This is a genomic window from Kitasatospora sp. NPDC001603 (assembly GCF_040298365.1).
Lineage (GTDB): Bacteria > Actinomycetota > Actinomycetes > Streptomycetales > Streptomycetaceae > Kitasatospora.
Genome location: NZ_JBEPAA010000005.1, coordinates 1 through 21,202, shown reverse-complemented (window position 1 = coordinate 21,202; position 21,202 = coordinate 1). Strand labels below are relative to the sequence as shown.

Sequence of the window (21,202 nt, the reverse complement as noted above, 5' to 3'; positions counted from 1 at the left end):
CCGGTGCCTGGGCGTGACCCCGGAGCCGACCCCCAAGCGCCCGTCAGGCGCGCAGGAAGGCCTCCAGGGCGGTCGCCAGCGCCACCGGCACCTCGTGCATCGGGTAGTGCCCGGAGTTGGCCAGGACCTCCAGGTCCGCGTTCGGGTAGTGCGCCAGCCAGGTGCCGCGCATCAACTCCGCGGACAGCGCGAGGTCGTGCTCACCGACGAACACCTTGACCGGCAGGGTGCTGCCGGCGATCCGCGCCGCGAAGTCCTGGGTGGTCCAGTCGTCGAGGTAGCCGGCGACGGCCTCCGGGCTGGAGCCGGCCACCGAGCGGGCCGTCATCGCGTCCAGCCAGCGGCCGCAGGCGCGGTGCCCGGTCACCAGGTCCAGGATGGCCCGCCGGTTGGCGGGCTGCCGCGGGGCGTGGTGGAACAGGTCGTACGCGTCACCCTCCAGCGGATAGGCGCTCGCGGGCACCGGGGCCAGCCCCACCAGCTTGCGCACCCGGTCCGGCGCCTCGGCCAGGACGCGCTGCGCCGCCTTGCCGCCCATCGAGTGCCCGACCACGGAGAAGGTGTCCCAGCCCAGCTGGTCGGTCAGGGCCAGCGCGTCCGAGGCGATCTCCGCCAGGGTGAACTCGCCCTCCACGTCGCGCCGTTCGCCATAGCCCCGGTAGTCGAGGAAGGCGTAGCCGAAGGCGTCCGGGTCCAGGTGGTCGAGGAACGCGCCCCAACCCGCGCTGGTGCCGAACCAGTCGTGCAGGACGAGCACCTTGTGCTCGCCGGTACCGATGGTGCGGTGACTGATCGTCATGGCGGCGCTCCCGTTCGCGATGGTCTGCCGCTCTCCTCCCCCGGCCCGCCGGTCACCAACCCCACCGGCCACCGACGCCACGGCGCCCACCGCGGGAGCCGGGGCGCCCGGCCCCCGCGGGTCCTCAGGCGGGCAGCTGCTGGCGGTAGGCGTCCAGTGCGGGCGCGGTGGTGGTGGCGAGGAACTCCGTGACGGTGTACTCCGCCAGACCGGCCAGGCTGAACGGGTCGGTCCGGACGATCTCCTCGACGACCGACCGGTCCGGGGCCACGGCGATGATCACGCCGCCGTCGCGGGGCTCCTTGCGGCCCGAGGCGAGGAAGGTCCCGGCCTCGTAGTGCTCCTTCAGCCACTCCACGTGCCGCGGGAGCACGGCGTCGATACGGTCCAGGGGCGCGGTGTAGGTCAACTCCAGAACGAACATGCGTCCAGGCTAGTCCTCCCTCCCGACGGGGTGTCAGCGGGGCGGCGGTCCGGAGATTTTGCCGAACGGTCGACCAACGCGCCCCGCGTCCCGGATAGCGTGCGGGCATCCCCGTGATCACGGGCGCGGCCGGACCGCGCCGGAAGAGGTGTGCCATGAACCGGATCGACGTCCCCGCGACCGCCGCCGCACTGCCCGGGGCCTGGCGCTCGCGCGTCCTCGGCCGAATCGGCACGGCCGCCGTCAAGGTGCTGCGGATGGACGAGCTGCCGCTGGCCGAGGAGCGGCACCCGCACGCCGAGGCGCTGCTCGTCCTGGACGGCCGGCTGGACCTGCTGGTCGCCGGCACGGCCGTCCCGCTCGGCCCCGGAGAGCTGTACGTGGTGGCGGCCGGGGTCCCGCACGCCGTGGCCCCGGGCAGCCGGGGCACGCTGGTGATCGTCGAGGTGGACGAGGACGGCGCCGGACCGGCCTGAGCCCGCCGTCCGGACAGCCCGCGCCCCGTTCACGCCGTCAACGGCGCAGGGGACTGCCCGGAGACGGGGCGACTGCGGTACAACTGCGCTGATATGACGATTGATCGGAGATATCTGCCATGAGCAAGTCAGCTCTGCCCCGCCGCGGTCTGCTCGTCGGCGCGGCGGCCACGGTCATCGGCTGGAACACCGCCGGCCGCAGCTGGGCCGTCGCCGCCGGCCAGGGCGCCCCCACCGACGGCCCGGCCACGGCGGACGCGGTGGCCGCACTGCCCCGGCTGGACGGCAGCCTGGTCACCGACCCCGCCACGCTCACCCGGTTCACCGGTGACTTCGGGCACCTGGTGACCGCCGCGCCCCGGGCCGTACTTCGGCCGGGCTCGGTGCGCGACATCACCGAGGTCGTCGGCTTCGCCCACCGCCACCGGATCCCGGTCGCCATGAACGGCCAGAGCGGCGGCGGCGACCCCGCGGAGCTGGAGTCGCACTCCAGCTACGGCCAGGCGACCGCACCCGGCGGCATCGCCGTCGACGCGCGGGGCCTGGACCGGATCCTCTCCCTCACCCCCGGCCGGGCCGTGGTGGAGGCCGGCGTCACCTGGGCGCAGCTCACCGACGCCGCCCTCGCCCAGGGCTGGATGCCGCCCTGTCTGACGGACTACCTGCACCTCTCCGTCGGCGGCACGCTCAGCGTGGGCGGGATCGGCTCCGCCGTGCAGCGCCACGGCCTACAGGTGGACACCGTCGAGTCGGTCGACGTGGTCACCGGTACCGGCCGGCTGCTGACCGCCTCCGCCACCACCAACCGTCAGCTGTTCGAGGCCGTCCTGGCCGGCGGCGGACAGGCCGGGATCATCGTCCGCGCCACGCTGCGGCTCGTCCCGGCCCGCCGGCGCGCCCTGGTGTTCAGCCTGTTCTACGACGACCTCGCCGCCTACCTCGGTGACCAGGAGCGGCTGATGGCCGAGCGCCGCTTCGACCTCCAGGCGGGTGAGGCGGTACTCGACGCCGCGGCCGGCACCTGGCGGTACAAGATCGAGACGGTCGCCCACTACGACGGCGCCACGCCACCGGACCGGGACGCCCTGCTGCGCGGGCTGCGCTGCCTCCCGGGCGAGACCACCGTCGTCGACCAGAGCGCCCGCGACTACGCCTTCCGGGTCGACGGCTTCGCCGGCTACCTCAAGGCCGCCGGCCTCTGGACCCAGCCCAAGGCCTGGCTCAGCGTCTTCCTGCCCGCCTCCACCGCGGCCGCCTTCGTCCGCGAGGCCACCGCGTCGCTCACCCCCGCGGACCTCGGCGCCGGGCTCCTCCTGCTCTACCCCTACCGCACCGCCGCCCTGACCCGCCCGATGGCCGTGATGCCGGACGCACCGGTCGGCTGGCACTTCGACCTGCTCTCCTTCCCCGCCCCCGGCGCCGACACCACCGCCATGCTCCGCCGCAACCGTCGCCTCTACGACCGGGCCGTCGCCCTGGGCGGCAAGCGCTACCTGATCGGCGCCGTCCCCGGCATGACGCCGACGGACTGGCGCCGTCACTACGGCTCCCGCTGGGCGGCCGCCGTCGCGGCGAAGCGCCGCTACGACCCGGCCGGCATCCTCACCCCCGGCCAGGGCATCCACACCTGATCCGCCGCAGGCCCGCCCCGCCCCCGCGGCGGGCGGGGCGGGCCTGCGGGGAGGCACGGTGAAAATCGGTTCGGATCGGCGTGCGCCCGTGAGAGTGTCGACGGGGAAGGAGTGCGAGCGCGTGGAAGCGGCCTGACGGTGCGTCACCCGAGCGAGTCGTGAGCGGACGGAGCGCCGCGGCCGGCCCGGGCCGACAGCCGGTCGGCCGAGGCGGCGACACCGGCGGACGGAACGAGGGACGAACCCGATGGAAGCTGCACGCGTGATCGCCCTCGTGGCCGCGACGATCACCACCGGACTGAGCGCGGGGCTGTTCTACGCCTACGCCTGCTCGGTGATGCCGGGGCTGCGCACGACGGAGGACCGTACGTTCATCGACGTGATGCAGCGCATCAACGTGGCCATCCTCAACGGCTGGTTCCTGGTCGGGTTCGTCGGTGCGCTGGTCTGCACGGCGGTGGCGGTGGCACTGCACCTGCCGTCGGACGGTCACGACGTCCTGCCGGCCGCCGTCGCGGCCCTGGTCTGCTACACGGCGGCGCTCGCGGTGACCCGTAAGATCAACGTCCCGCTGAACGACGCGCTGGCCGCCGCCGGGGAGCCCGGGCGGATCCCGGAGCCCGCCGCGGTGCGCGAGCGGTTCGAGGCGCGCTGGGTGCACTGGAACATAGCCCGGGCGCTGCTCTGCACGGCGGCCCTCGGATGCCTCTGCTGGGCGCTGGTGCTGCACGGCAACGCGAGCGGCTGAGCCCCGCCGGCGCCGGGCGGGGCTCAGCGCGCGGCCGGCGGCCTCGGCGGGTTGTTGCGCAGCGGAGCGATCTCGCGGTCCAGCGTGGCGACATCCATCGCTATCCGCCGGGCGATGTCGCGCGGACCCGCCTCGGCCGGCAGCCGACGGCTCCAGGAACGGGCCCGGGCCGGGCCGTCGTGCGCCATGTGGAAGTTCAGCCGCAGCCCGCCGCCCAGATCGACCAGGCTGATCAGGAAGTGGATGTCGGACAGGTCGATGGTGACGTCGTTGCCGATGCAGGAACAGCCGACCAGATCGCCGATCTCCTCCTCCGCGAGGTACTTGGCGAGCTGGACGGCCTTCCCCTCGACACGGAACGGTCGCAGTACGGGATCCACGCTGGCTGTCGCCTCTTCCCCGGTGTTCGCTGGACTCCTGCCGTTGCCGACATGATTCTAGAACCGTCCTTGGAGTCCAAGTCACCGGCATCACAACGGACTTGGCCAGACAGCACGAGGGGGCGCAGGGGCGCACCACGGCGGAGGGGCGGCGAGCCGCCTGCGCGGTGCGGTCCGCCGGCTACCGCGTCTCGTGCTCCTTCCGCGCCGTCGCGGGCTCCCGGCGTCCCGCCCGCTGCCGCCACAGCAGCGGCAGGGCCGGCGCCGCCACCACCGCGAGCAGGCCGGCCAGGCCGATCGCGCGGCCGGCGCCGATCGCCTGGACGTCGCGGAAGGCCGCGGTGATGGCGTCCGCCGTGGCCTGGTCGACCGAGGAGAGGATCTGGTCGGCGAGCTTGGAGTCCGTGACCGCGTTCCCCAGTTGCTGGGCGTCGTCCTCCGAGAGCCCGGCCGCCCGCGCCCGGCTGATCGCCTGGTCGGTCTCCACCGCCTGCTGGACCGCGACCGTCACGGCCACCCCGAAGGCGCCGCCCAGCATGCTGGTGACCTTGAACATCCCGGAGGCCGTCCCGGCCAGCTCCTCCGGCGGCCCGGCGACCGCGGTGTCGGACAGCGGGACGGACATCAGGCCGAGACCGGCGCCGAGCACCAGCAGCCCGGTGGCCAGGACGGCGTAGTGGTAGGTGTCGCCGATCACGGCGGTCACCAGGGTGCCGATGCCCAGCAGGAACAGGCCGACGACCACCGGGAGCCGTGCCCCCCGCCGGGCCGCCACCCGGCCGCCGAACGGGTTGAACAGCAGGATGGTCACGGTGGACGGCAGCAACAGCAGCCCGGCCGCGACCGGACCGTAGCCGCGGACCTCCTGGAGGTAGAGCGTGAGCAGGAAGCTCACCCCGGCGAAGACGATGTTCATCACGGAGTTCGCCGCGAGCGCCCCGTCGAACGGCCGGGAGGCGAACAGCCGCAGGTCGAGCAGCGGATCCCGGACCCGCCGTTCCACCAGCACGAACAGCGCCGCGAGCAGTACCGACGCGACCAGCAGAGCGATGATCACCGGGTCGGTGAAGCCGTCCTCCTGACCGGCCGTGCACCCGTAGAGCAGGCAGAACGCGGCCGCGGCGCTGATCACCAGGCCGGTGAGGTCGATGTGCCGGGTGGCGTTCGGGTCGGTGGACTCCACGGCCGACCGGCGCACCAGCCACCAGGCGATCACCGCCAGCGGGGCGTTGATCCAGAAGGTCGACCGCCAGCCGGCCAGGCCGGTCAGCACGCCGCCGACGGCCGGCCCGGCGGCCTGGCCGACCCAGGCCACCGCCATCCAGGCCCCGAACGCCCGGGGCTGCTCGCTCGCCGGGAACATCGGCGGGATCAGCGCCAGCGTCGCGGGCAGGATCAGCGCGGCGCCGAAGCCCATCGCGGCCCGCCCGGCGATCATCCCGGTCACCCCCGGCGTGAACGCCGTCAGCAAGGAGATCACGCCCAGCAGCACCAGGCCGGTCTCCAGCATGCGCTTGCGCCCGAACACGTCGCCCAGCTTCCCGGCCGCGAGCACCAGCGCACCGGTGGAGAGGCTGAAGGCGTTGTTGGCCCACTGCAGGGCGGGCAGCGAGACCGACAGTTCGTCCGAGATCGTCGGCACGGCGACCCCGAAGTCGGCGAACGACAGCCAGACCATGCCGGCCGCGACGCACATCCCGGTCATCGCGGTCCACCGCTGCGGGGAGTACCCGCCGTCCGGCTCCCCGGACGTTCCGGCCATGGGTCCGCTCCCTCCTGCGCCCGGCCCCGTGCCGAACGGACCTGCCCACTATCCGGGCCCGCCCGGCACCGGGCCGGTGGCACACGCCGCGCGTCCCCTGAACGGCCCCGTCGGCGTGGCCCTGCCCCGAGGCGCGCGGTCAGCCCCGTCACCGTGGCCCGGCCCCGAGGCGGTCAGCCCCGGGCCCGGTGCTCGTACTGGTAGGGCGTCATGGTGGTCAGGACGGCGAAGCCGAGCCGCTCCAGGATCGGGCGGCTCTGGTCGGAGGCGTCGACCCGCAGGTACTCGTAGCCGAGACCGGCGGCGATCCGGGCCCGGTGCGCCACCAGCGCGCGGTAGACGCCGCGGCCGCGCCAGGCCGCCAGCGTCCCGCCGCCCCAGAGCCCCGCGAAGCCCGTTCCGGGGTACAGCTCCATCCGGGACGCGCACACCGGAACCTCCCGGCCCTCGTGGTGGGCGATCGCGAGGTGCACCTTCAAGGTGTCCGGGCTCTCGGTGAGCTGGGCCAGGATGCGGCGGCCGAGCCGGGTGCCGTCGGTGCCGAAGGCCTCCTCGTGGACGGCGACCACCTGGGCCACGCCCGCCTCGTCGGTGACCTCGCGCAGCTCGATGCCGGCCGGCTCCGCCGTGTCCGCCATCCGGCGGGTGAGGTCGCCGAGCTCGGCGACCATCAGGGTCTCCGGCTCCTCCGGGGTGAAGCCGGCGGCGGTGAGGCGCTCGCCGAGGTCGGCCGGGCGGTCGTGGCCGTACACGGTCCACTCGAAGTCCTGGCCGAGACCGGCGTAGTGACGGACCTGCTCGGCGATCACGGCGTCGGCGCCGGTGGGGTCGAGGTCGGACCAGACGATGCCGTTCCAGACGCTCTCGGGACCGCTCTGGCGCACGATCCCCGGGGACTGCACGATGCGCGCGGCCGAGGTCTCGCGCGAGATGCCTCGGCGCATCCGGGAGTCGACGAGGGCCAGCAAGGTGTCGTGATCGGTAGTCATCCGGGCACTCCATCATCCCGGTGAGCTGCGGGGCAATCGGAATTCCGGCGGGTGGCCGGTGGACGGTGGACGGCCGGGGTCGGCCCTCCTCGCCCCGGGTGCCCCGGCCGCCCTCGGTCAGCGCCGGGTCGCGGTCACCACGGTCGCGTCGCGGTCCTCGCACGAGGCGACCGCCCCGTCCAGCCCGGCCGCGCCGACCACGGCGAGGGCCGCGGGCACCTGGCGCTCACTGGTCTCGAAGAACAGCGCCCCGCCCGGGGCCAGCCAGTGCGGCGCCTCCCCCACCACCCGGCGCAGCACGTCCAGCCCGTCCGCGCCGCCGTCCAGGGCCGGGCGCGCCTCGTGCACCCGGGCCTCGGCGGGGAGCAGCGCGATGTCGGCGGTCGGTACGTAGGGCACGTTCGCCAGCAACACGTCGACCCGGCCGCGTAGTTCGACGGGCAGCGGATCGAACAGGTCGCCCTCGAACACCCGGCCGCCGGCGCCCGCCAGGTTGCGGCGGGCGCACCGGACGGCGGCCGCGTCGACGTCCGCCGCGTACACCTCGACCGGGTGGGCGGCCGCCGCCGCGAGGGCGGCGGCCAGCGCGCCGCTCCCGCAGCAGAGGTCCACCACCAGGGTGTGCGCGGGCGTCAGCCCGAGCGCCGTCTCGACCAGGAACTCGCTGCGGCGCCGGGGCACGAAGACGCCCGCGTCGACGGAGATCCGCAGACCCCCGAACTCCGCCCAGCCGACCACGTGCTCCAGCGGGCGGCCCTGGGCGCGGGAGCGGACCATCGCCGCGAGTTCGGCGGGAGTGGCGGCGGCGTCGAGCAGGATGCGCGCCTCGTCCTCGGCGAAGACACAGCCGGCCGCCCGGAGGCGGGAGGTCACCGAGGAACGCAACAGTGCGGAAGAGAAGACAGACAACAGAAGAACCCCATCAAAGACACAGGCGAAAGATCAATCCGCCAGGACTCCCCGAGAGGGACCGCCGCCGAACCGGCAGAGCGCCACTACGCGCTCGGTGCCACGTCTTCACGGCTGTTCCCGGGGAGCACCCGCTCCGTCGTACCGGTAATGGGTCTCACCTCCCGAGGTCGTGGTTCTGTTCGGCGCCGCCACCCTACCGCACGCTCCGCACCCGGAAGGCATCGTGGCGAGGGGCCCTCACCCGGTGGCATCCAGGTCCGATGCGGTCCTCCGCCGCACCCGACAGGCCGCCGTTCGACGCCGTGCTGTGCGACATCGACGGCGTGCTCCGCTTCTTCGACCAGCACGAGGTGACCCGCCTCGAACGCGCCGCCGGGCTGGGGATGACGGGGCTGCTCCACCGCGAGCCCGAGGACCTGCGCCGGGCGCTCGCCCCGCTGTTCGACGGCCCGCGCGCCCCTGGCCGGTAGACCGTCGGCCGGGGCGCGGGCCTCGGGCCCCGGGCCTCGGGCGTCCGGCGGGGTGACCGGGCCTCAGGCGAGGTGGTCGGCGACCAGGGTGGCGAACTCCTCCGGGGTGAGGATCCGGATGCCGAGCTCCTCCGCCTTCGCCCGCTTGGAACCGGCCTTCTCCCCCGCGACCAGCAGGGTGGTCCGCTTGGAGACGGACGAGGAGGCCTTGCCGCCGGCCCGCTCGATCAGCTCGTTGACCGCGTTGCGCGAGAGCTCGGCCAGCGGACCGGTCATGGCTCCGGTGACGACGACGCTCTCACCGGTCAGCGGGCCGGCCACCGCACCACCGGCCACCGCACCGACCGCCGCCTCCCCCTCCGCGCCGTCGGCGGACGCGACGGGCGCGGTCGGGGTGGTGACTGCGGTACCCACCCCCAGGGCGGCCAGCCGGTCCAACAGCGGCGCCACCCCGGCGAGTTCGGTGACGATGACGGCGGCCTTCTCGGCGCCGATGCCGTCCACCCCGGCCAGCGCCTCGGCGTCGGCTGCGCGGATCGCCGCCATACTGCCGAAGTGTGCGGCGATCCGGCGCGACATCGTCCGGCCCGTGCCGCGGATCCCGAGCGCGCAGAACACCCGGTTGAGCGGCTGGGTACGGGCGGCCTCGATGGCGGCGAGCAGGTTGTCGGCGCTGGTGTCGCCCATCCGCTCCAGGGTGAGCAGTTGCTCCTTGGTGAGCGTGAAGAGGTCGGCGAGGTCGGCGACCAGCCCCGCCTCGACGAGCTGGACGGCGCGGGTGCCGCCGAGGCCCTCCACGTCGAGCTGGTCGCGCCCGGCGGCGTAGATGATCGAGGCGACGGCCTGGCAGGCCCGGCCGCGCACGCAGCGCCAGCGCTGCTCGGTGGTGTCGATGGCGTCACCGCAGCGCGGGCAGGTCTCGGGGAAGGCGATCGGCTGCTCGGCTCCGGTGCGCTGGTCCACCAGGGGGGCCTCGACGCGCGGGATGACGTCGCCCGCCCGGTAGACGAACACCTGGTCGCCGATCATCAGGCCCCGGCGCTCGATGTCGGCCGGATTGTGCAGGGTGGCGTAGGTGACGGTGACACCGTCGATGACCACCGGCTCCAGGACGGCGCGCGGCGCGATGATGCCCGTCCGGCCGACGTTCCACTCCACCCCCAGCAGCCGGGTGACCTTGTGCTGGGCCTGCAGCTTGCGGGCCACCGCCCAGCGCGGGGCGCGCGAGCCGGAGCCGGCCTGCTCCTGGTCGGCGGCGGAGTCCGCCTTGACCACGACGCCGTCGATGCCGAACGGCAGGGCGGCGCGCAGCGCGGCGATCTCGTCCACGCGCTGCCCGACCTCCTCGATCGTGGCGCAGCGCTGCGGGTGGGCCGCCGTGCTGGCGGCGGTGTTGGCGCCGAGAGCGGCGAGGCGCTCCAGCAGCTCGCCGTGCCCGAGGTCGGGCAGCCCGATGGCGCCGTAGGCGAAGAAGGTGAGTTCGACGCGGTAGGCGCGGTCCTTGGCCCGCAGGGTGCCGGCCGCGCCGCTGCGGGGGTGCGCGAACGGGGTGGCGCCGTGCTCGGTGCGGACGGCGTTGGCGTGGTCGAACTGCTCCTGGGTGAGCAGGACTTCGCCGCGCAGCTCGATGTCCAGGGGTTCGCCGAGCCGGGCGGGCAGGCCGAGCACCGCGTCGGCGGCGTGGGTGATGTCCTCGCCCGCGAGGCCGTCGCCGCGAGTCAGCACCTGGGTGAGGCGGCCTGCCTGGTAGCGGGCCGCGATCGCCAGGCCGTCCAGCTTCGGCTCGACGCACCAGCCGGCCACCGGCCGGCCCAGCCTGCGCTCCAGACCCTCGGCCCAGGACGCCAGCTCCTCGGCGGAGAACACGTTGTCGAGCGAGAGCATCGGCACCGAGTGCGGGACGTCCCCGACGACCGCGCCGCCGGCCACCTTGCCGGTCGGGGAGTCGGGGAGCACCTCCTGCGGGTGCTCGCGCTCGTACGCCTCGATGGCGCGCACCAGGGCGTCGTACTCGTCGTCGCCGAGCGGGGTGGCGCCGTCGGCGTAGTACGCCGCGGCGGCCCGCACCGCCGTGGAGACGGCGTCGGCGTAGGCGTCCGGGGAGGCCAGGGCAGCGGGAGAGGCCATGGTGGCTGCGTCCTTCATACCGCCATCATGGCTCCCGGCACTGACATTCGACCGCAGGGCCGTTCGACCGCCGGGCGCGGGTGTCTCCGGACGGCCGGGGGTGGCAGGTCGCCCCACCGGCCCACGGACCCTCGGCCGGTCCGCCCCGGCGACCGGGGCCGGGACGGCGTCCGCCGCGACCGGGGTCAGCCGGCCGGCGGCGCCGCGGTCCGGTAGGAGTCGACCGCCTCCGGGAGGACGAGGCAGGGCAGCAGCCAGTCCCAGAACGCCTGCAGCCGGCCGGCCAGCTCCTCCCGGCCGCGCGCCGCGCCGCCCAGCACCTCCAGTCCGCACGCGGCGGCCACCAGCAGGGACTCCGGACCGACCCCGCCCGCGCGTTCGCGCAGCTCACCCGCCCGGCGCGCGCCCGCCAGCAGCTCCCGGACGGCGCCCGCCCAGACACCCTGGAAGCCGCGGACCCCGGCGACCGGTCCGTGCTCGCCCTGCCAGGCCCCGTCCTCGCGGCCCAGCCGGAACGCCGCCCGGACCACCGGATCCGACTCCAGCGAGGCCACCAGCCAGTAGCCCGCGTCGATCAGAGCCTGGACGGACGTGGATTCCGTCCGCAGCGCGCAGCAGGCCTCCCGTAGCGCCCGCTCGGCGTGCTCCACCACGGCCCGCGCCAGCTCCTCCTTCGAGCTGAAGTGGAAGTAGAGCGCGCCCTTCGTCACCCCCGCCGCCGAGGCGATGTCCGCGAGCGTCGCGCCCGCGTAGCCGGACCGGTCGAACAGCTCCGCTCCCGCCGCGACCAGACGCCCGCGCGTCCGCTCCGATCTCTCCTGCACCAACCGGCCCTCCATTCCGCCCGCCCGCACCACGCCGGGACCGACCCGGCGACCGCCGCCGTCCGTCACCCGTTCCGCGGGAGCCGGCCAGGTCCGCGCCGGACCGTCGTCGCGCCGCCGGTGGGACGTCCCCGCCCCACCGCGACACCCCGGCCGACCGCCACCGGTCGCCCGAACTCCCGCGCGTCGACGATGCCGTGACTGATGGTCACCGGGTAACCCCTCCGGTGATCTGTCGACGCATCCTTGGCACATTGGTTTGCCCGGGCGGCCGGGCTGCCGACCGGCCGGAGGGTGGGCACGGCCGTGGCGGCCCCGCGTCCGGCCCCGCGCCGGACCGGCGTCGACCCCGCATCGGACCGCAAGAAACGGGACGAGCGGTTTGTGAGCTGCCAAACCGGACGCGCTGTACGGTTCGGCGTGACACGGACAGGGCCCCGGCGGACGGGTCTTCAGCAGGCCGCGGCCGCGCGGGCGGCGGCGACCTCGGCGACCACCCTGGCGCCCCGGTCGGCATCCATCTCCAGGGAGGCCAGCACCCCGGGCACGGCCACGCTCGGCAGCAGGTGCTGGAAGAGGCCCGCGACGCGTCGCTCCAGGTCCGCGCGGCCGGCGAGCTTCTGCGACTGGACCTGCACACCCGCCCAGGCCGCCGTCACCAGCCAGGCGGTGTCGGCCGGCACCACGTGCGGGAGCAGTTCGCCGCGCTCCCCCGCCGCCGTCAGCAGCGCCTCGAACCGGGAGATCCACCCGGGGACGGCGCCCCCGCCCAGGTCCCCGAGGCCGTCCTGGCCCAGCGACAGCCGAGCGCCCGCGCTCAGCACCGTGTCACGCGGCAGCAGATAGGCCACCACCATGCCGGTGTCGACGAACTCCTGCAGTCTGCAAGCGCGTTCGGGCACGGAGTCGTGGGCGAACTGCTCCTCCACCACCCCCTGGGCGAGGTCCCGCTTGGACGCGAAGTGGAAGTAGACCGCTCCCCGGGTGACGCCGGCGCGAGCCACCACCTCACCGATCGTCGCCGCCTCGTACCCGCACTCGTCGAAGACCGATGCCGCCGCCTCCAGAATCAGCCGGCGCGTCCGCACCGCCCGCTCCTGCCGCACCACACGACCACCCCGCCCACCGCACCGATCGAACAAAACCAGACAGCCCGTATCTTAACCGGCAGGAATTCCCGTACCGAACCTGCGGTTTTCTCCGGCCCGGCGGTCGCTTCGGAGAACAGAAAACCGACCGTGCGGTATATCGGACGGCGGCGCGCTCCCGGCCCACCGCGAGGCGTCGGGATCCCGCCGGAGTTACGGGAACGGCGTGGCGGGAGCCGCGTTCAGGGCGTCGTCGATCCGCTTCCAGAAGGCCCGGAAGTCCGCGGAAGCCGCCCGGTCGGCGGCGTACTGGGCGGAGTGCGCCTTCAGCACCTCCAGGTACTCCGGGGTGAGGATGACCGAGAACTCCCATCGGTCGGGCCCGCTGTAGGCCGGGACGGCACGGTTGCGAGCCTGGGCCAGTTCGTCCGAGATCATCCGGAGGTCGAGCAGGTACTCGGCGAGCCGGTCCCCCTCGGGCGGGGCCGCCCGCAGCCGCTCGGCGAGCCCGTCGAGCAGCGCCTTCATCCGGTCGTAGTCGTGGTAGTCCAGCTCGACGAGATAGGTGAACTCCCTTGTCTCCACCCGGTTCTCACGCACCTTTTGACACCAGACCGGGGCTAGCTCCCGGGCGGACGGGGCCGAGCGCGGATTCCTGCGCAGGCGGGTGGCCAGTGCCCGCAGGTTCCCGTCCCCGATGTTCCCCTGGTACTCACGGGCGACGGCCGGGAGGGTGACCCGGGTGGGCTGCAGGGTGCTGAAGTGCGCCAGCACGACGCCGTGTTCCTGCTCGTCCAGCGTTCCCCACTCACCGTGCGGGCCGCCGCACGCGTCCGCGAGCGCGGACAGGCAGGCCGCGACGGCCATCGCCTCGCTGCCCCGCCACTCCCGCTCCAGCCACTGCTCGAAAGCCGACCCGTTGTTCACCGGCTGCCCTCCCTCTCGGTCCTGTCGATCGGTGCTCCGCCGCTCCCCGTCGTCGAAACGCCTGCGGCCGGCCAGCGCGCCGAGCCCGAGCGTGAGTCGCTTCTGCAGGCCGTCGTACCGGGACCGGGCGATCTGGTGACCGGCGTCGGCCGCCTTCTCGTACCAGCGCAGCGCTTCGCTCGGGTTGCCGAGCCGCTCCTCGTAGAGGGTCCCCAGGAAGAGCGCGCCGAACGCGCTGCCGAGCTGCGCTGACCTCCGGTACCAGTGCATGGCCAGCTCGGCGTCGGCGGCCGACGGCTCCTCCGGCAGCTCCCCGCGCAGCCTGGCCCGCATCCGGCCCTCGACGATCAGCCCCAACCGGGCCATCGCGTCGGCGTTCCCGGCCCCGGCGGCCAGCCGGTGGAGCTGCTCGATCCTCGGCAGGTTCTGCGTCCCGTCCCCGCCGCTCCACTCCAACTCCAGGAGGCAGGCGGCTTCGTAGGCCTCCCGGGCCTGCTCCTCGGTGAGCAGCCCTTCCGGCAGGGCGAACGGGTCGGGCGGCGGCGGCAGTCGCGGCGCGGTGGAGGGGCCGCCCGGGAACGTGACGTGGTAGTGGACCCCGCCCGTGACGAGGCCGGCCTGGACCACCGCCATCGACACCGCCGTCCCGACGGAGAGTTCGTTGCGGACCACGCCCGGCATGTCCGGCGTGGCAGCGTCCGGCACGTCCGGCGCATCCGGCCCGTCCGACGCACCCGCCCCGGCGGCGCCCGGCACGGACGGCGCGGCGCGGTCCGCGCGGTGCTCCGCGGCCTCGTCCAAGAGGTCACCCCACTCGCTGCGCGTCCGGACGGCGTCGCCGGTGCCACCGGCCGGCGACGGGGCCGGACGGACCGGTCGACAGCGCCGGTGCAGGGATGCTACCCGCGTCAACCACAGTGCGGGACACGCGTTCTGGCCAATCTGACGGCGCACGGCAGGGCACGGCGCCCTGCTCCCCCGCGCGACCTCCGGGAGCCGCCGGACCGATTCGGAGTGAACCGCCGGGCCCACCCGTAGGGAGCCGCCGCACGGGCCCGGAGTTCGGCGTCGGGCACCGCCGGGCCCTCCGGGCCGGTCCGCCCGTCCGGGTGAACAGCGCATGCGGCACCGGGGCGGAACGCCTAGCGTGGCCCGGGGCACCCCGCCCGGCCCGCCGCCCTCCCCGGACGGGCGCGACCGGCGCCGCGGGGCTCCCACCCTCCGGCTCCGCCCCCGTTCCCCTCAGGAGATCCCCGTGACCACGACGACCCCGCTGGCCGATCTCACCGGCGACTACGTCCTCGACCCGGCGCACACCCGGATCGGCTTCGTGGCACGCCACGCCATGGTGACGAAGGTGCGCGGCGCGTTCCAGACCTTCGAAGGCAGCGCCCACCTCGACGGCACCGACCCGAGCCGCTCCACCGCCCGGGTGTCGATCAGCGCCGAGAGCATCGACACCGGCAACGAGCAGCGCGACGGGCACCTGCGCACCAACGACTTCCTCGACGCCCCGAACCACCCGAGGATCACCTTCACCTCGACGGGCGTCGAGCAGCTGAACAGCGCCGAGTACCGGGTCAGCGGTGATCTGACCATCAAGGAGACCACCCGCCCGATCACCATCGACTTCGAGTACACCGGCAACGCCCGGGATCCGTACGGCAACCTCCGGGTCGGCCTGGAGGGATCGGTCGCCATCAGCCGCAAGGACTACGGCATCACCTGGAACGCCGCCCTCGAAGGCGGCGGCGTCCTGGTCGGCGACAAGGTGGTGCTGGAGTTCGACATCTCGGCGATCAAGCAGGAGTGACCCGGCCCGGTGTACCCGAGGGCCTGTGGCGGAGACCGCCACAGGCCCTCGGCGCGTTCCGGGGCGAGCCGCGGTACTCAACCCATTGGTTGAACACGCGCGCGGCGAGGAGTAGCCTCGTACTCAACCAAACGGTTGCAAAGAGAAGCAGAGGTGCGCTGATGGCCACCGATCCGCTGTCCAGGGCGTTCGTCGCCCTGGCCGACCCGACCCGGCGCGACATCGTCGCCCGGCTCTCCGTCCGCGACGCCGGGGTCGGCGAACTCGCGGAGTCCTACGCCATGTCGATGCAGGCCGTCTCCAAGCACCTCAAGGTGCTGGAGGAGGCGGGGCTGGTGAGCCGCAGTCGCGACGCCCAGCGCCGGCCGTGCCACCTGGAGCCCCAGGTGCTCGATCTGATGACGGTCTGGATCGAGCGGTACCGCCGGCAGGCCGAGGAGCGGTTCGGTCGACTGGACGCCGTTCTCGCCGCCATGGAGGACGGCGACGAGCCCGGAGCGGCCGTCCCGGCCCCGGAATCCCCCGAAGAGCACGAAGAGCACGGAGAGCACGAAGGAGCAGCGTCATGACCTCCAGCAACGACCGCCGGACCACGATCGAGGCGGACCCGGCACTCCCCGTCATCCGCATCGTCCGCGAGTTCGACGCCCCACCGGCCCGGGTGTTCCGCGCCTGGACCGAGCCCGAGCTGGTGGCGCGGTGGCTCGGCCCCAGGGATCGGGTCATGAAGATCGACACCTGGGACGCCCGCACCGGCGGCAGCTACCGCTACTCCGCACTGGCCGGGGACGGGCCGGCGAGTGAGGTGATCGCCTCCTTCTACGGGTCGTTCCACGAAGTCCGCCGGGACAGCCGGCTCGTCCAGACCTTCACCTTCGAGGGCGTACCGGACGGCGTCTCGCTGGAGACCGTGCTCTTCGAGCCGGTCGGCGAAGGCCGCACGCGGGTCAGCTCACTCTCCCTCGTCGACAGCCTGGCCACCCGCGACGCGATCATGGCGAGCGGGATGGACCGCGGCGTGATCGAGGGGTACGACCAGCTCGACGAGCTCCTCGCCGCCGGCTGACCCCGGCTCGCCGCCGCCACGGGGGCGGTCGCTCAGGACAGCACGGCGACGGCCTCGACCTCGACGAGCTGGTCGGTGTAGCCCAGGACGGTGACGCCGAGCAGGGTGCTGGGCACGTCGTGGCTCCCCAGGTAGGAGCGGTAGACCTCCCACGCCGTCACCAGGTCCTCCTGCCGGGAGGAGGCCACGTACACGGTGGTCCGGACGAGGTCGGTCAGGGCGGCGCCCTCGTCCTCCAGCACGGTGATCAGGTTGCGCATGACCTGGTGGGCCTGGGCCGCGAAGTCGCCCACCGCGACCGTCCGCCCCTCCGCGTCGAGCGGGCAGGCGCCCGCCAGCCAGAGCGAGCGCACCGGCGCGTCCACGGAGGCGGCGTAGGCGTAGTCCACCGCCTGGGTGAGCCGGTGGTTGCGGATCAGCCGGACCGTACCGCTCATGGGGGCTCCGAAGGTCGAACGGATGTCTGCTCCCCATCCTCGGCAGCCTCCTGATCGCCGGTCAAACCATTAACCGCCGCCCGCTCCTCCCGCCGCGCCCCCGCACTCCCGGTTCACCGGTGCGGGTGATGGCGGGTCGCCCCGCCGGACGGCGATCCTGGTGCCCCACCGAACGAAGGGGTTCCGCGATGGTGCTTCGACTGCCCGGCCGCGGTGTCGGCCGCCGCCGGATCCTGGGGCTCGCCCTGGGCGCGAGCGCCGTACCCGTCCTCGCGACCGTCGCGGCCCGGGCGGCACCGGCCGCGGCGCCGCTGCCACCGGCCGCCCTGGGCCGCCGGGTCGCCGAGGTGGCGGCCGCGCAGATCGGCGTGCCGTACGCCTGGGGCGGCGGCGACCGGCTGGGCGCGGGCATCGGGTTCTGCGACGAGGAGAACGGCTACCTCGACGGCCAGTGCCTCGGCGAGCACACCGTCGGCTTCGACTGCAGCGGGCTGTCCCTCTACAGCTGGTACCGGGCCAGCGGGGGCGCCGTCGACCTCGCGCACTACACCGTCGCGCAGTACCACCGCTCCGAGCCGGTCGCCCGGGCCGACCTGCTCCCCGGCGACCTGCTGTTCTTCTCGCGCGCGGACGCGCCGCTGCACCACGTCGGCGTCCACGCGGGCGACGGCGCGATGATCCACGCCGAACGCACCGGCACCCTGGTCACCCGTCTGCCCGGTGTCTTCGAAGACCCGCGCTGGGCGGCCGAGTTCGCCGACGCCCGGCGCCCGCTGCCGCTCGGCTGAGCGAGCGGAAGCGGCCGGAAGCCCGCCGGCCGCCCAGGACTCCGCGATGCTGGCCGTCCGCGTCACCGACGTGGACGAGGCGCTCGCCCTCTGCCTCCGCCACGGCGCCCGCGTGGCGGCCGAAGCCACCGACCGCCCCGCGTGGGGCCCGACCCTGCGCACCGCCCATCTCCGCGCCCCGGACGGCCACCTGATCGAGCTGCAGTCCTCCTGACCGCCGCCCCCGGCGGGCCGGCTACTCCCCGGCCGGGGCGGACTCCCACAGGTCGGGGCTGCCCGCCCCGACCAGGGACCGGATCCGGGCCAGGGCCTCGTCGGCCGGGATCGGGGCGAGCCGGCGGCCGTCGCGCAGGCGCAGGGCCACCTGGCCGTCGGCCGCCTCCCTCGGCCCGATCACCGCCTGGTACGGCACCAGCCGGGCCTCCCGGATCCGGGCGCCCAGGGTCCCGTGCTCGGGCCCGGCGACCTCGGCCCGCAGCCCCTGGTCGAGGCAGCGCTGCCGCAGTCGCCCGGCCTGGTCGGCCTCCCCCTCGGAGACCGGCAGCAGGACCAGCTGGGTGGGCGCCAGCCAGGCCGGGAACGCGCCGCCGTACAGCTCGATCAGATGGGCGACGACCCGCTCGACGCTGCCGATGACACTGCGGTGCACCATCACCGGGCGGTGCCTGGCCCCGTCGGCGCCGATGTAGTGCAGGCCGAACCGCTCCGGCTGGTGGAAGTCGATCTGCACGGTGGAGAGGGTGGATTCGCGACCGGCGCCGTCGGCGATCTGGACGTCGACCTTCGGTCCGTAGAACGCCGCCTCCCCCTCGGCCGCCTCGAAGGGCACGCCGGACCGCTCCAGCACCTCGGTCAGCAGCGCGGTGGCCCGCCCCCAGAGCGCCGGGTCGGCCACGTACTTACCGCCCTCACCGGGCAGCGAGAGCCGGTAGCGGACGGGGCGGATCCCGAGCGCGCGGTGCGCCTCGCGGATCAGCTCCAGCGCGGCCACCGCCTCGTCGGCCGCCTGCTCGGGGGTGCAGAAGATGTGGGCGTCGTTCAGCTGGATCGCCCGGACCCGGGTGAGGCCGCCCAGCACGCCGGACGGTTCGGACCGGTACATCCCGCCCAGTTCGGCCATCCGCAGCGGGAGCTCGCGGTAACTGCGTGCCCGGGAGCGGTAGATGAGGGCGTGGTGCGGGCAGAGGCTGGGGCGCAGCACGACCTGTTCGGCGCCCAGGTCCATCGGCGGGAACATGTCGTCGCGGTAGTGCGACCAGTGGCCGGAGATCTCGTACAGCTCGCGTTTGCCGAGCACCGGCGAGTACACGTGGCGGTAACCGGCCCGCTGTTCGCACCCCCGGACGAACTCCTCCAGGGTGTGCCGGACGGCGGCGCCGTCGGGCAGCCAGTACGGCAGGCCGGCGCCCATCAGCGGGTCGGTGTCGAAGAGGTCGAGTTCACGGCCGAGGCGGCGGTGGTCGTGCATGGTGGCGGTCTCCACTCGGGTCTGCGGGGTGGCACCTGCGGGGGCTCTCCGCAGGCGGCGCTCCTGGGCCGAGTGGGCGGGAACGACGAAGCCCCGGGGCACTCGGCCCCGGGGCTTCGGACTAGGTCAGCAGTCAGCGCACCGGGACTCTCTCCGGCGTCGTCGTCAGGACGGCTGCAGCGCGCTTCACGCCTCCCACGGTAACAGGGCGGCGGCGCTCCCGGCGATCCGTTTCCGGTGCTCGCCCGCGCCCCGGAGCCGATCGGGAGCGGGCGTCCTCAGTACAGCACCGCGCAGCCCCGCTCGCCGAGGGCGGCGAGCAGGCGGGGCGGCGGTGTGACGTCGTTCCACCGCAGGTCGAGCTTCTCCAGGGCCGGCAATCCGGCCAGCCAGTCCGGCAGTTCGGTGATGCGGTTGCTCCGCAGGTCCACCCGGCGCAGCAGCGGGAGCCCGGCGAGCACCGGAGGGATCTCGGTGAGGGCGTTGTCCCGCAGGTCGAGCTCGCGCAGCGCGGCGAGTCCGGCGGCGGACGGCGGCAGAGCGGTCAACGCGTTGCCGCGCAGCCACAGTTCGCGCAGGGCGCCGAGGCGGCCGAGGGTGTCCGGCAGCCGGGTGAGCCGGTTGTGCTGGGCCCGCAGCTCCACGAGGGCGGTCATCCCACCGAGGGCGTCCGGCAGTTCGCCGATCCGGTTCTCGCCGACGTTGAGGTAGCGCAGGGCGCCGAGCCGGCCGAGGGCGTCCGGCAGCCGGGTGAGCGCGTTGTCGTGCAGGTAGAGGAAGTCGCGCAGTGCGGTGAGTTCACCGAGTTCCTCCGGCACGGCGGTGAGCGCGTTGTGCCCGAGGTCGAGGGTCCGGAGTCGGCGCAACCGTCCGATGGCGGGCGGCAGTTCGGTCAGGCCGGTCTCGGCCAGGATGAGGACGGTCAGGTCGGTGCGGTCCCAGACGGATTCCGGCACCGCACCGAGCGGCTGCCGCCAGAGGTTGAGGGTCAGGTCTGTCACCCGGGCATTCTCCGCCGGTGCGACGCCCCGGCGAAGCCCGGGGCCGCTACGCGCCCGGGAGGTGGAGGGTCCCGTCGAGGACGGTGACGGCGGTGCCGGAGAGGTGGACGCGGTCGCCGTGGAGGGCCGTCCGGACCAGGCCGGTGCGGGCGGAGACCTGGAGGCCGGCGAGCTGGTCACGGCCCAGCCGGGCCGTCCAGTACGGGGCGAGCGCGGTGTGGGCGCTGCCGGTGACCGGGTCCTCCGGGATCCCTCGGGCCGGGGCGAAGAAGCGGGAGACGAAGTCGTACCCGGCGTCGGCGCGGGCCGCGGGCGCGGTGACGATGACGCCGCGCAGGTCGTCGCGGAGCGTCAGGGCGGCCAGCGCGTCCAGCCGGGGCGTCAGGTCGCGCACGGCGGCCTCGTCCGGCAGGACGGCCAGCAGGTCGCCGAGCCTGCCGGTGTGCCGGGCCGACTCGGGCTCGACGGTCAGCGCCTCGGCCAGCCCCTCGGGGACGGGGACCTCGGTGCCGGGTGCGGCCGGGAAGTCCAGGGTGACGCCGCCGGCCTCGTCGGTGCGGGTGACGAGGACCCCGTGGTAGCGGCTGCGGAACCGCACCGTGCCGAGGATCCCCCGCTCGGTGCGGAGCGTGTGCGCCGTGGCCAGGGTGGCGTGCCCGCACAGGGTGGCCTCGACGGTGGGGGTGAACCACCGGATCGCCCAGTCGGCTTCGGCGCCGCCGGGCAGCGGCAGGGCGAACGCCGTCTCGGAGTGGTTCAGCTCGGCGGCCACCTGCCGCATCCAGGTGTCGTCCGGCCACTCCCCGGCGGGCAGCAGGCACACGCCGGCCGGATTGCCGGCGAACGGACGATCGGTGAAGGCGTCGACCACGTGAATGCGCATGGCGGGGACGATAGCGGTGGCCCCGGCGGGTCGCCATGGCCAATCGGAGGTGATTGGCCTGGTGCCGGGCGGGCGGGCGGGCGCGCCGCCCGCTCGCCCACCCGACGCTCGGCGAGGCGGTCAAGGAGGCCGTCCACGGTCTGGCCGGGCACATGATCAACATGTGACACGGGCCCGCCCGGGGCCACG

Annotated in this window: 23 protein-coding genes; 9 read left to right on the top strand and 14 right to left on the bottom strand. The window is 74.4% G+C overall.

Annotation, left to right across the window (positions count from 1 at the left end; translation table 11 throughout):
• Positions 1 to 43: 43 nt before the first annotated feature.
• Both ABT263_RS05175 and ABT263_RS05170 read right to left on the bottom strand, forming a co-directional pair.
• On the bottom strand, positions 44 to 799 hold the full coding sequence (locus ABT263_RS05175) for an alpha/beta fold hydrolase (protein ID WP_352287734.1): 756 nt from the start codon (positions 797 to 799) through the stop codon (positions 44 to 46).
• A gap of 124 nt (positions 800 to 923) precedes the next feature.
• Positions 924 to 1,223, bottom strand: coding sequence for a YciI family protein (locus ABT263_RS05170; RefSeq protein WP_352287731.1), 300 nt, complete (start codon positions 1,221 to 1,223; stop codon positions 924 to 926).
• A 155-nt stretch (positions 1,224 to 1,378) separates the two neighbouring features.
• Here ABT263_RS05170 and ABT263_RS05165 point away from each other — a divergent pair, with 155 nt between their 5' ends.
• The 3 genes from ABT263_RS05165 to ABT263_RS05155 all read left to right on the top strand — a co-directional run bounded on the left by ABT263_RS05165 (position 1,379) and on the right by ABT263_RS05155 (position 4,078).
• Positions 1,379 to 1,699, top strand: coding sequence for a cupin domain-containing protein (locus ABT263_RS05165; protein WP_352287728.1), 321 nt, complete (start codon positions 1,379 to 1,381; stop codon positions 1,697 to 1,699).
• Positions 1,700 to 1,818: 119 nt separating this feature from the next.
• The gene (locus ABT263_RS05160) at positions 1,819 to 3,330 is read left to right on the top strand and encodes an FAD-binding protein (RefSeq protein WP_352287726.1); all 1,512 of its coding nucleotides are present in this window, start codon (positions 1,819 to 1,821) and stop codon (positions 3,328 to 3,330) included.
• Positions 3,331 to 3,577: 247 nt separating this feature from the next.
• Positions 3,578 to 4,078, top strand: coding sequence for an anthrone oxygenase family protein (locus tag ABT263_RS05155; protein WP_352287724.1), 501 nt, complete (start codon positions 3,578 to 3,580; stop codon positions 4,076 to 4,078).
• Between the two features lie 23 nt (positions 4,079 to 4,101).
• Here ABT263_RS05155 and ABT263_RS05150 read toward each other — a convergent pair whose 3' ends face one another.
• The 4 genes from ABT263_RS05150 to ABT263_RS05135 all read right to left on the bottom strand — a co-directional run bounded on the left by ABT263_RS05150 (position 4,102) and on the right by ABT263_RS05135 (position 8,082).
• The gene (locus ABT263_RS05150; RefSeq protein ID WP_329485788.1) at positions 4,102 to 4,458 is read right to left on the bottom strand and encodes a hypothetical protein; all 357 of its coding nucleotides are present in this window, start codon (positions 4,456 to 4,458) and stop codon (positions 4,102 to 4,104) included.
• 181 nt (positions 4,459 to 4,639) lie between these two features.
• Positions 4,640 to 6,220 (bottom strand): MFS transporter, encoded by a 1,581-nt coding sequence (locus ABT263_RS05145; protein WP_352287721.1) that lies wholly within the window; start codon positions 6,218 to 6,220, stop codon positions 4,640 to 4,642.
• Positions 6,221 to 6,393: 173 nt separating this feature from the next.
• A complete protein-coding gene (locus tag ABT263_RS05140; RefSeq protein ID WP_352287718.1) occupies positions 6,394 to 7,209 on the bottom strand; it encodes a GNAT family N-acetyltransferase in 816 nt (271 codons plus the stop codon).
• 117 nt (positions 7,210 to 7,326) lie between these two features.
• Positions 7,327 to 8,082, bottom strand: coding sequence for a putative protein N(5)-glutamine methyltransferase (locus ABT263_RS05135; protein WP_352287716.1), 756 nt, complete (start codon positions 8,080 to 8,082; stop codon positions 7,327 to 7,329).
• A gap of 299 nt (positions 8,083 to 8,381) precedes the next feature.
• Here ABT263_RS05135 and ABT263_RS05130 point away from each other — a divergent pair, with 299 nt between their 5' ends.
• Positions 8,382 to 8,591 carry a hypothetical protein gene (locus ABT263_RS05130; RefSeq protein WP_352287714.1) on the top strand — a complete coding sequence of 70 codons (210 nt, stop codon included), beginning with the start codon at positions 8,382 to 8,384 and terminating at the stop codon, positions 8,589 to 8,591.
• Between the two features lie 63 nt (positions 8,592 to 8,654).
• On the opposite strand, the gene ligA is transcribed toward ABT263_RS05130, so the two are convergent.
• From ligA to ABT263_RS05110, 4 genes are all read right to left on the bottom strand, one after another.
• Positions 8,655 to 10,736, bottom strand: a complete 2,082-nt coding sequence (gene ligA, locus ABT263_RS05125; protein ID WP_352287711.1) for an NAD-dependent DNA ligase LigA — start codon at positions 10,734 to 10,736, stop codon at positions 8,655 to 8,657.
• 167 nt (positions 10,737 to 10,903) lie between these two features.
• The gene (locus tag ABT263_RS05120; protein WP_352287708.1) at positions 10,904 to 11,542 is read right to left on the bottom strand and encodes a ScbR family autoregulator-binding transcription factor; all 639 of its coding nucleotides are present in this window, start codon (positions 11,540 to 11,542) and stop codon (positions 10,904 to 10,906) included.
• 452 nt (positions 11,543 to 11,994) lie between these two features.
• The gene (locus tag ABT263_RS05115; RefSeq protein WP_352287706.1) at positions 11,995 to 12,630 is read right to left on the bottom strand and encodes a ScbR family autoregulator-binding transcription factor; all 636 of its coding nucleotides are present in this window, start codon (positions 12,628 to 12,630) and stop codon (positions 11,995 to 11,997) included.
• A 213-nt stretch (positions 12,631 to 12,843) separates the two neighbouring features.
• Positions 12,844 to 14,358, bottom strand: coding sequence for a tetratricopeptide repeat protein (locus tag ABT263_RS05110; RefSeq protein WP_352287703.1), 1,515 nt, complete (start codon positions 14,356 to 14,358; stop codon positions 12,844 to 12,846).
• Positions 14,359 to 14,812: 454 nt separating this feature from the next.
• On the opposite strand from ABT263_RS05110, the gene ABT263_RS05105 reads away from it, so the two are divergent.
• The 3 genes from ABT263_RS05105 to ABT263_RS05095 all read left to right on the top strand — a co-directional run bounded on the left by ABT263_RS05105 (position 14,813) and on the right by ABT263_RS05095 (position 16,436).
• Complete coding sequence (locus tag ABT263_RS05105) at positions 14,813 to 15,370, top strand: YceI family protein (RefSeq protein WP_352287701.1); 558 nt, start codon at positions 14,813 to 14,815, stop codon at positions 15,368 to 15,370.
• Positions 15,371 to 15,531: 161 nt separating this feature from the next.
• Positions 15,532 to 15,939, top strand: a complete 408-nt coding sequence (locus ABT263_RS05100; protein ID WP_352287699.1) for an ArsR/SmtB family transcription factor — start codon at positions 15,532 to 15,534, stop codon at positions 15,937 to 15,939.
• Entirely contained in the window at positions 15,936 to 16,436 is a 501-nt protein-coding gene (locus ABT263_RS05095; RefSeq protein ID WP_352287696.1) for an SRPBCC family protein, read from the top strand. Before ABT263_RS05100 ends, ABT263_RS05095 begins: the two co-directional genes overlap by 4 nt.
• Before the next feature lie 32 nt (positions 16,437 to 16,468).
• On the opposite strand, the gene ABT263_RS05090 is transcribed toward ABT263_RS05095, so the two are convergent.
• Complete coding sequence (locus ABT263_RS05090; RefSeq protein ID WP_352287693.1) at positions 16,469 to 16,873, bottom strand: RidA family protein; 405 nt, start codon at positions 16,871 to 16,873, stop codon at positions 16,469 to 16,471.
• A 188-nt stretch (positions 16,874 to 17,061) separates the two neighbouring features.
• On the opposite strand from ABT263_RS05090, the gene ABT263_RS05085 reads away from it, so the two are divergent.
• Positions 17,062 to 17,661 (top strand): C40 family peptidase, encoded by a 600-nt coding sequence (locus ABT263_RS05085; protein ID WP_352287690.1) that lies wholly within the window; start codon positions 17,062 to 17,064, stop codon positions 17,659 to 17,661.
• Positions 17,662 to 17,707: 46 nt separating this feature from the next.
• The gene (locus tag ABT263_RS05080; protein WP_352287687.1) at positions 17,708 to 17,875 is read left to right on the top strand and encodes a VOC family protein; all 168 of its coding nucleotides are present in this window, start codon (positions 17,708 to 17,710) and stop codon (positions 17,873 to 17,875) included.
• 21 nt (positions 17,876 to 17,896) lie between these two features.
• On the opposite strand, the gene thrS is transcribed toward ABT263_RS05080, so the two are convergent.
• The 3 genes from thrS to ABT263_RS05065 form a co-directional block, all read right to left on the bottom strand.
• Positions 17,897 to 19,183 (bottom strand): threonine--tRNA ligase, encoded by a 1,287-nt coding sequence (gene thrS, locus ABT263_RS05075; protein ID WP_502885760.1) that lies wholly within the window; start codon positions 19,181 to 19,183, stop codon positions 17,897 to 17,899.
• A 224-nt stretch (positions 19,184 to 19,407) separates the two neighbouring features.
• A complete protein-coding gene (locus ABT263_RS05070; protein WP_352287682.1) occupies positions 19,408 to 20,130 on the bottom strand; it encodes a leucine-rich repeat domain-containing protein in 723 nt (240 codons plus the stop codon).
• 46 nt (positions 20,131 to 20,176) lie between these two features.
• Complete coding sequence (locus ABT263_RS05065) at positions 20,177 to 21,013, bottom strand: PhzF family phenazine biosynthesis protein (protein ID WP_352287679.1); 837 nt, start codon at positions 21,011 to 21,013, stop codon at positions 20,177 to 20,179.
• Positions 21,014 to 21,202 lie beyond the last annotated feature (189 nt).

Coding starts and splice junctions, on each gene's coding strand:
- ABT263_RS05175 (WP_352287734.1), bottom strand. CDS start 799: ATGACGATCAGTCACCGCACCATCGGTACCGGCGAGCACAAGGTGCTC.
- ABT263_RS05170 (WP_352287731.1), bottom strand. CDS start 1,223: ATGTTCGTTCTGGAGTTGACCTACACCGCGCCCCTGGACCGTATCGAC.
- ABT263_RS05165 (WP_352287728.1), top strand. CDS start 1,379: ATGAACCGGATCGACGTCCCCGCGACCGCCGCCGCACTGCCCGGGGCC.
- ABT263_RS05160 (WP_352287726.1), top strand. CDS start 1,819: ATGAGCAAGTCAGCTCTGCCCCGCCGCGGTCTGCTCGTCGGCGCGGCG.
- ABT263_RS05155 (WP_352287724.1), top strand. CDS start 3,578: ATGGAAGCTGCACGCGTGATCGCCCTCGTGGCCGCGACGATCACCACC.
- ABT263_RS05145 (WP_352287721.1), bottom strand. CDS start 6,220: ATGGCCGGAACGTCCGGGGAGCCGGACGGCGGGTACTCCCCGCAGCGG.
- ABT263_RS05140 (WP_352287718.1), bottom strand. CDS start 7,209: ATGACTACCGATCACGACACCTTGCTGGCCCTCGTCGACTCCCGGATG.
- ABT263_RS05130 (WP_352287714.1), top strand. CDS start 8,382: ATGCGGTCCTCCGCCGCACCCGACAGGCCGCCGTTCGACGCCGTGCTG.
- ligA (WP_352287711.1), bottom strand. CDS start 10,736: ATGAAGGACGCAGCCACCATGGCCTCTCCCGCTGCCCTGGCCTCCCCG.
- ABT263_RS05100 (WP_352287699.1), top strand. CDS start 15,532: ATGGCCACCGATCCGCTGTCCAGGGCGTTCGTCGCCCTGGCCGACCCG.
- ABT263_RS05095 (WP_352287696.1), top strand. CDS start 15,936: ATGACCTCCAGCAACGACCGCCGGACCACGATCGAGGCGGACCCGGCA.
- ABT263_RS05090 (WP_352287693.1), bottom strand. CDS start 16,873: ATGAGCGGTACGGTCCGGCTGATCCGCAACCACCGGCTCACCCAGGCG.
- ABT263_RS05085 (WP_352287690.1), top strand. CDS start 17,062: ATGGTGCTTCGACTGCCCGGCCGCGGTGTCGGCCGCCGCCGGATCCTG.
- ABT263_RS05080 (WP_352287687.1), top strand. CDS start 17,708: ATGCTGGCCGTCCGCGTCACCGACGTGGACGAGGCGCTCGCCCTCTGC.
- ABT263_RS05065 (WP_352287679.1), bottom strand. CDS start 21,013: ATGCGCATTCACGTGGTCGACGCCTTCACCGATCGTCCGTTCGCCGGC.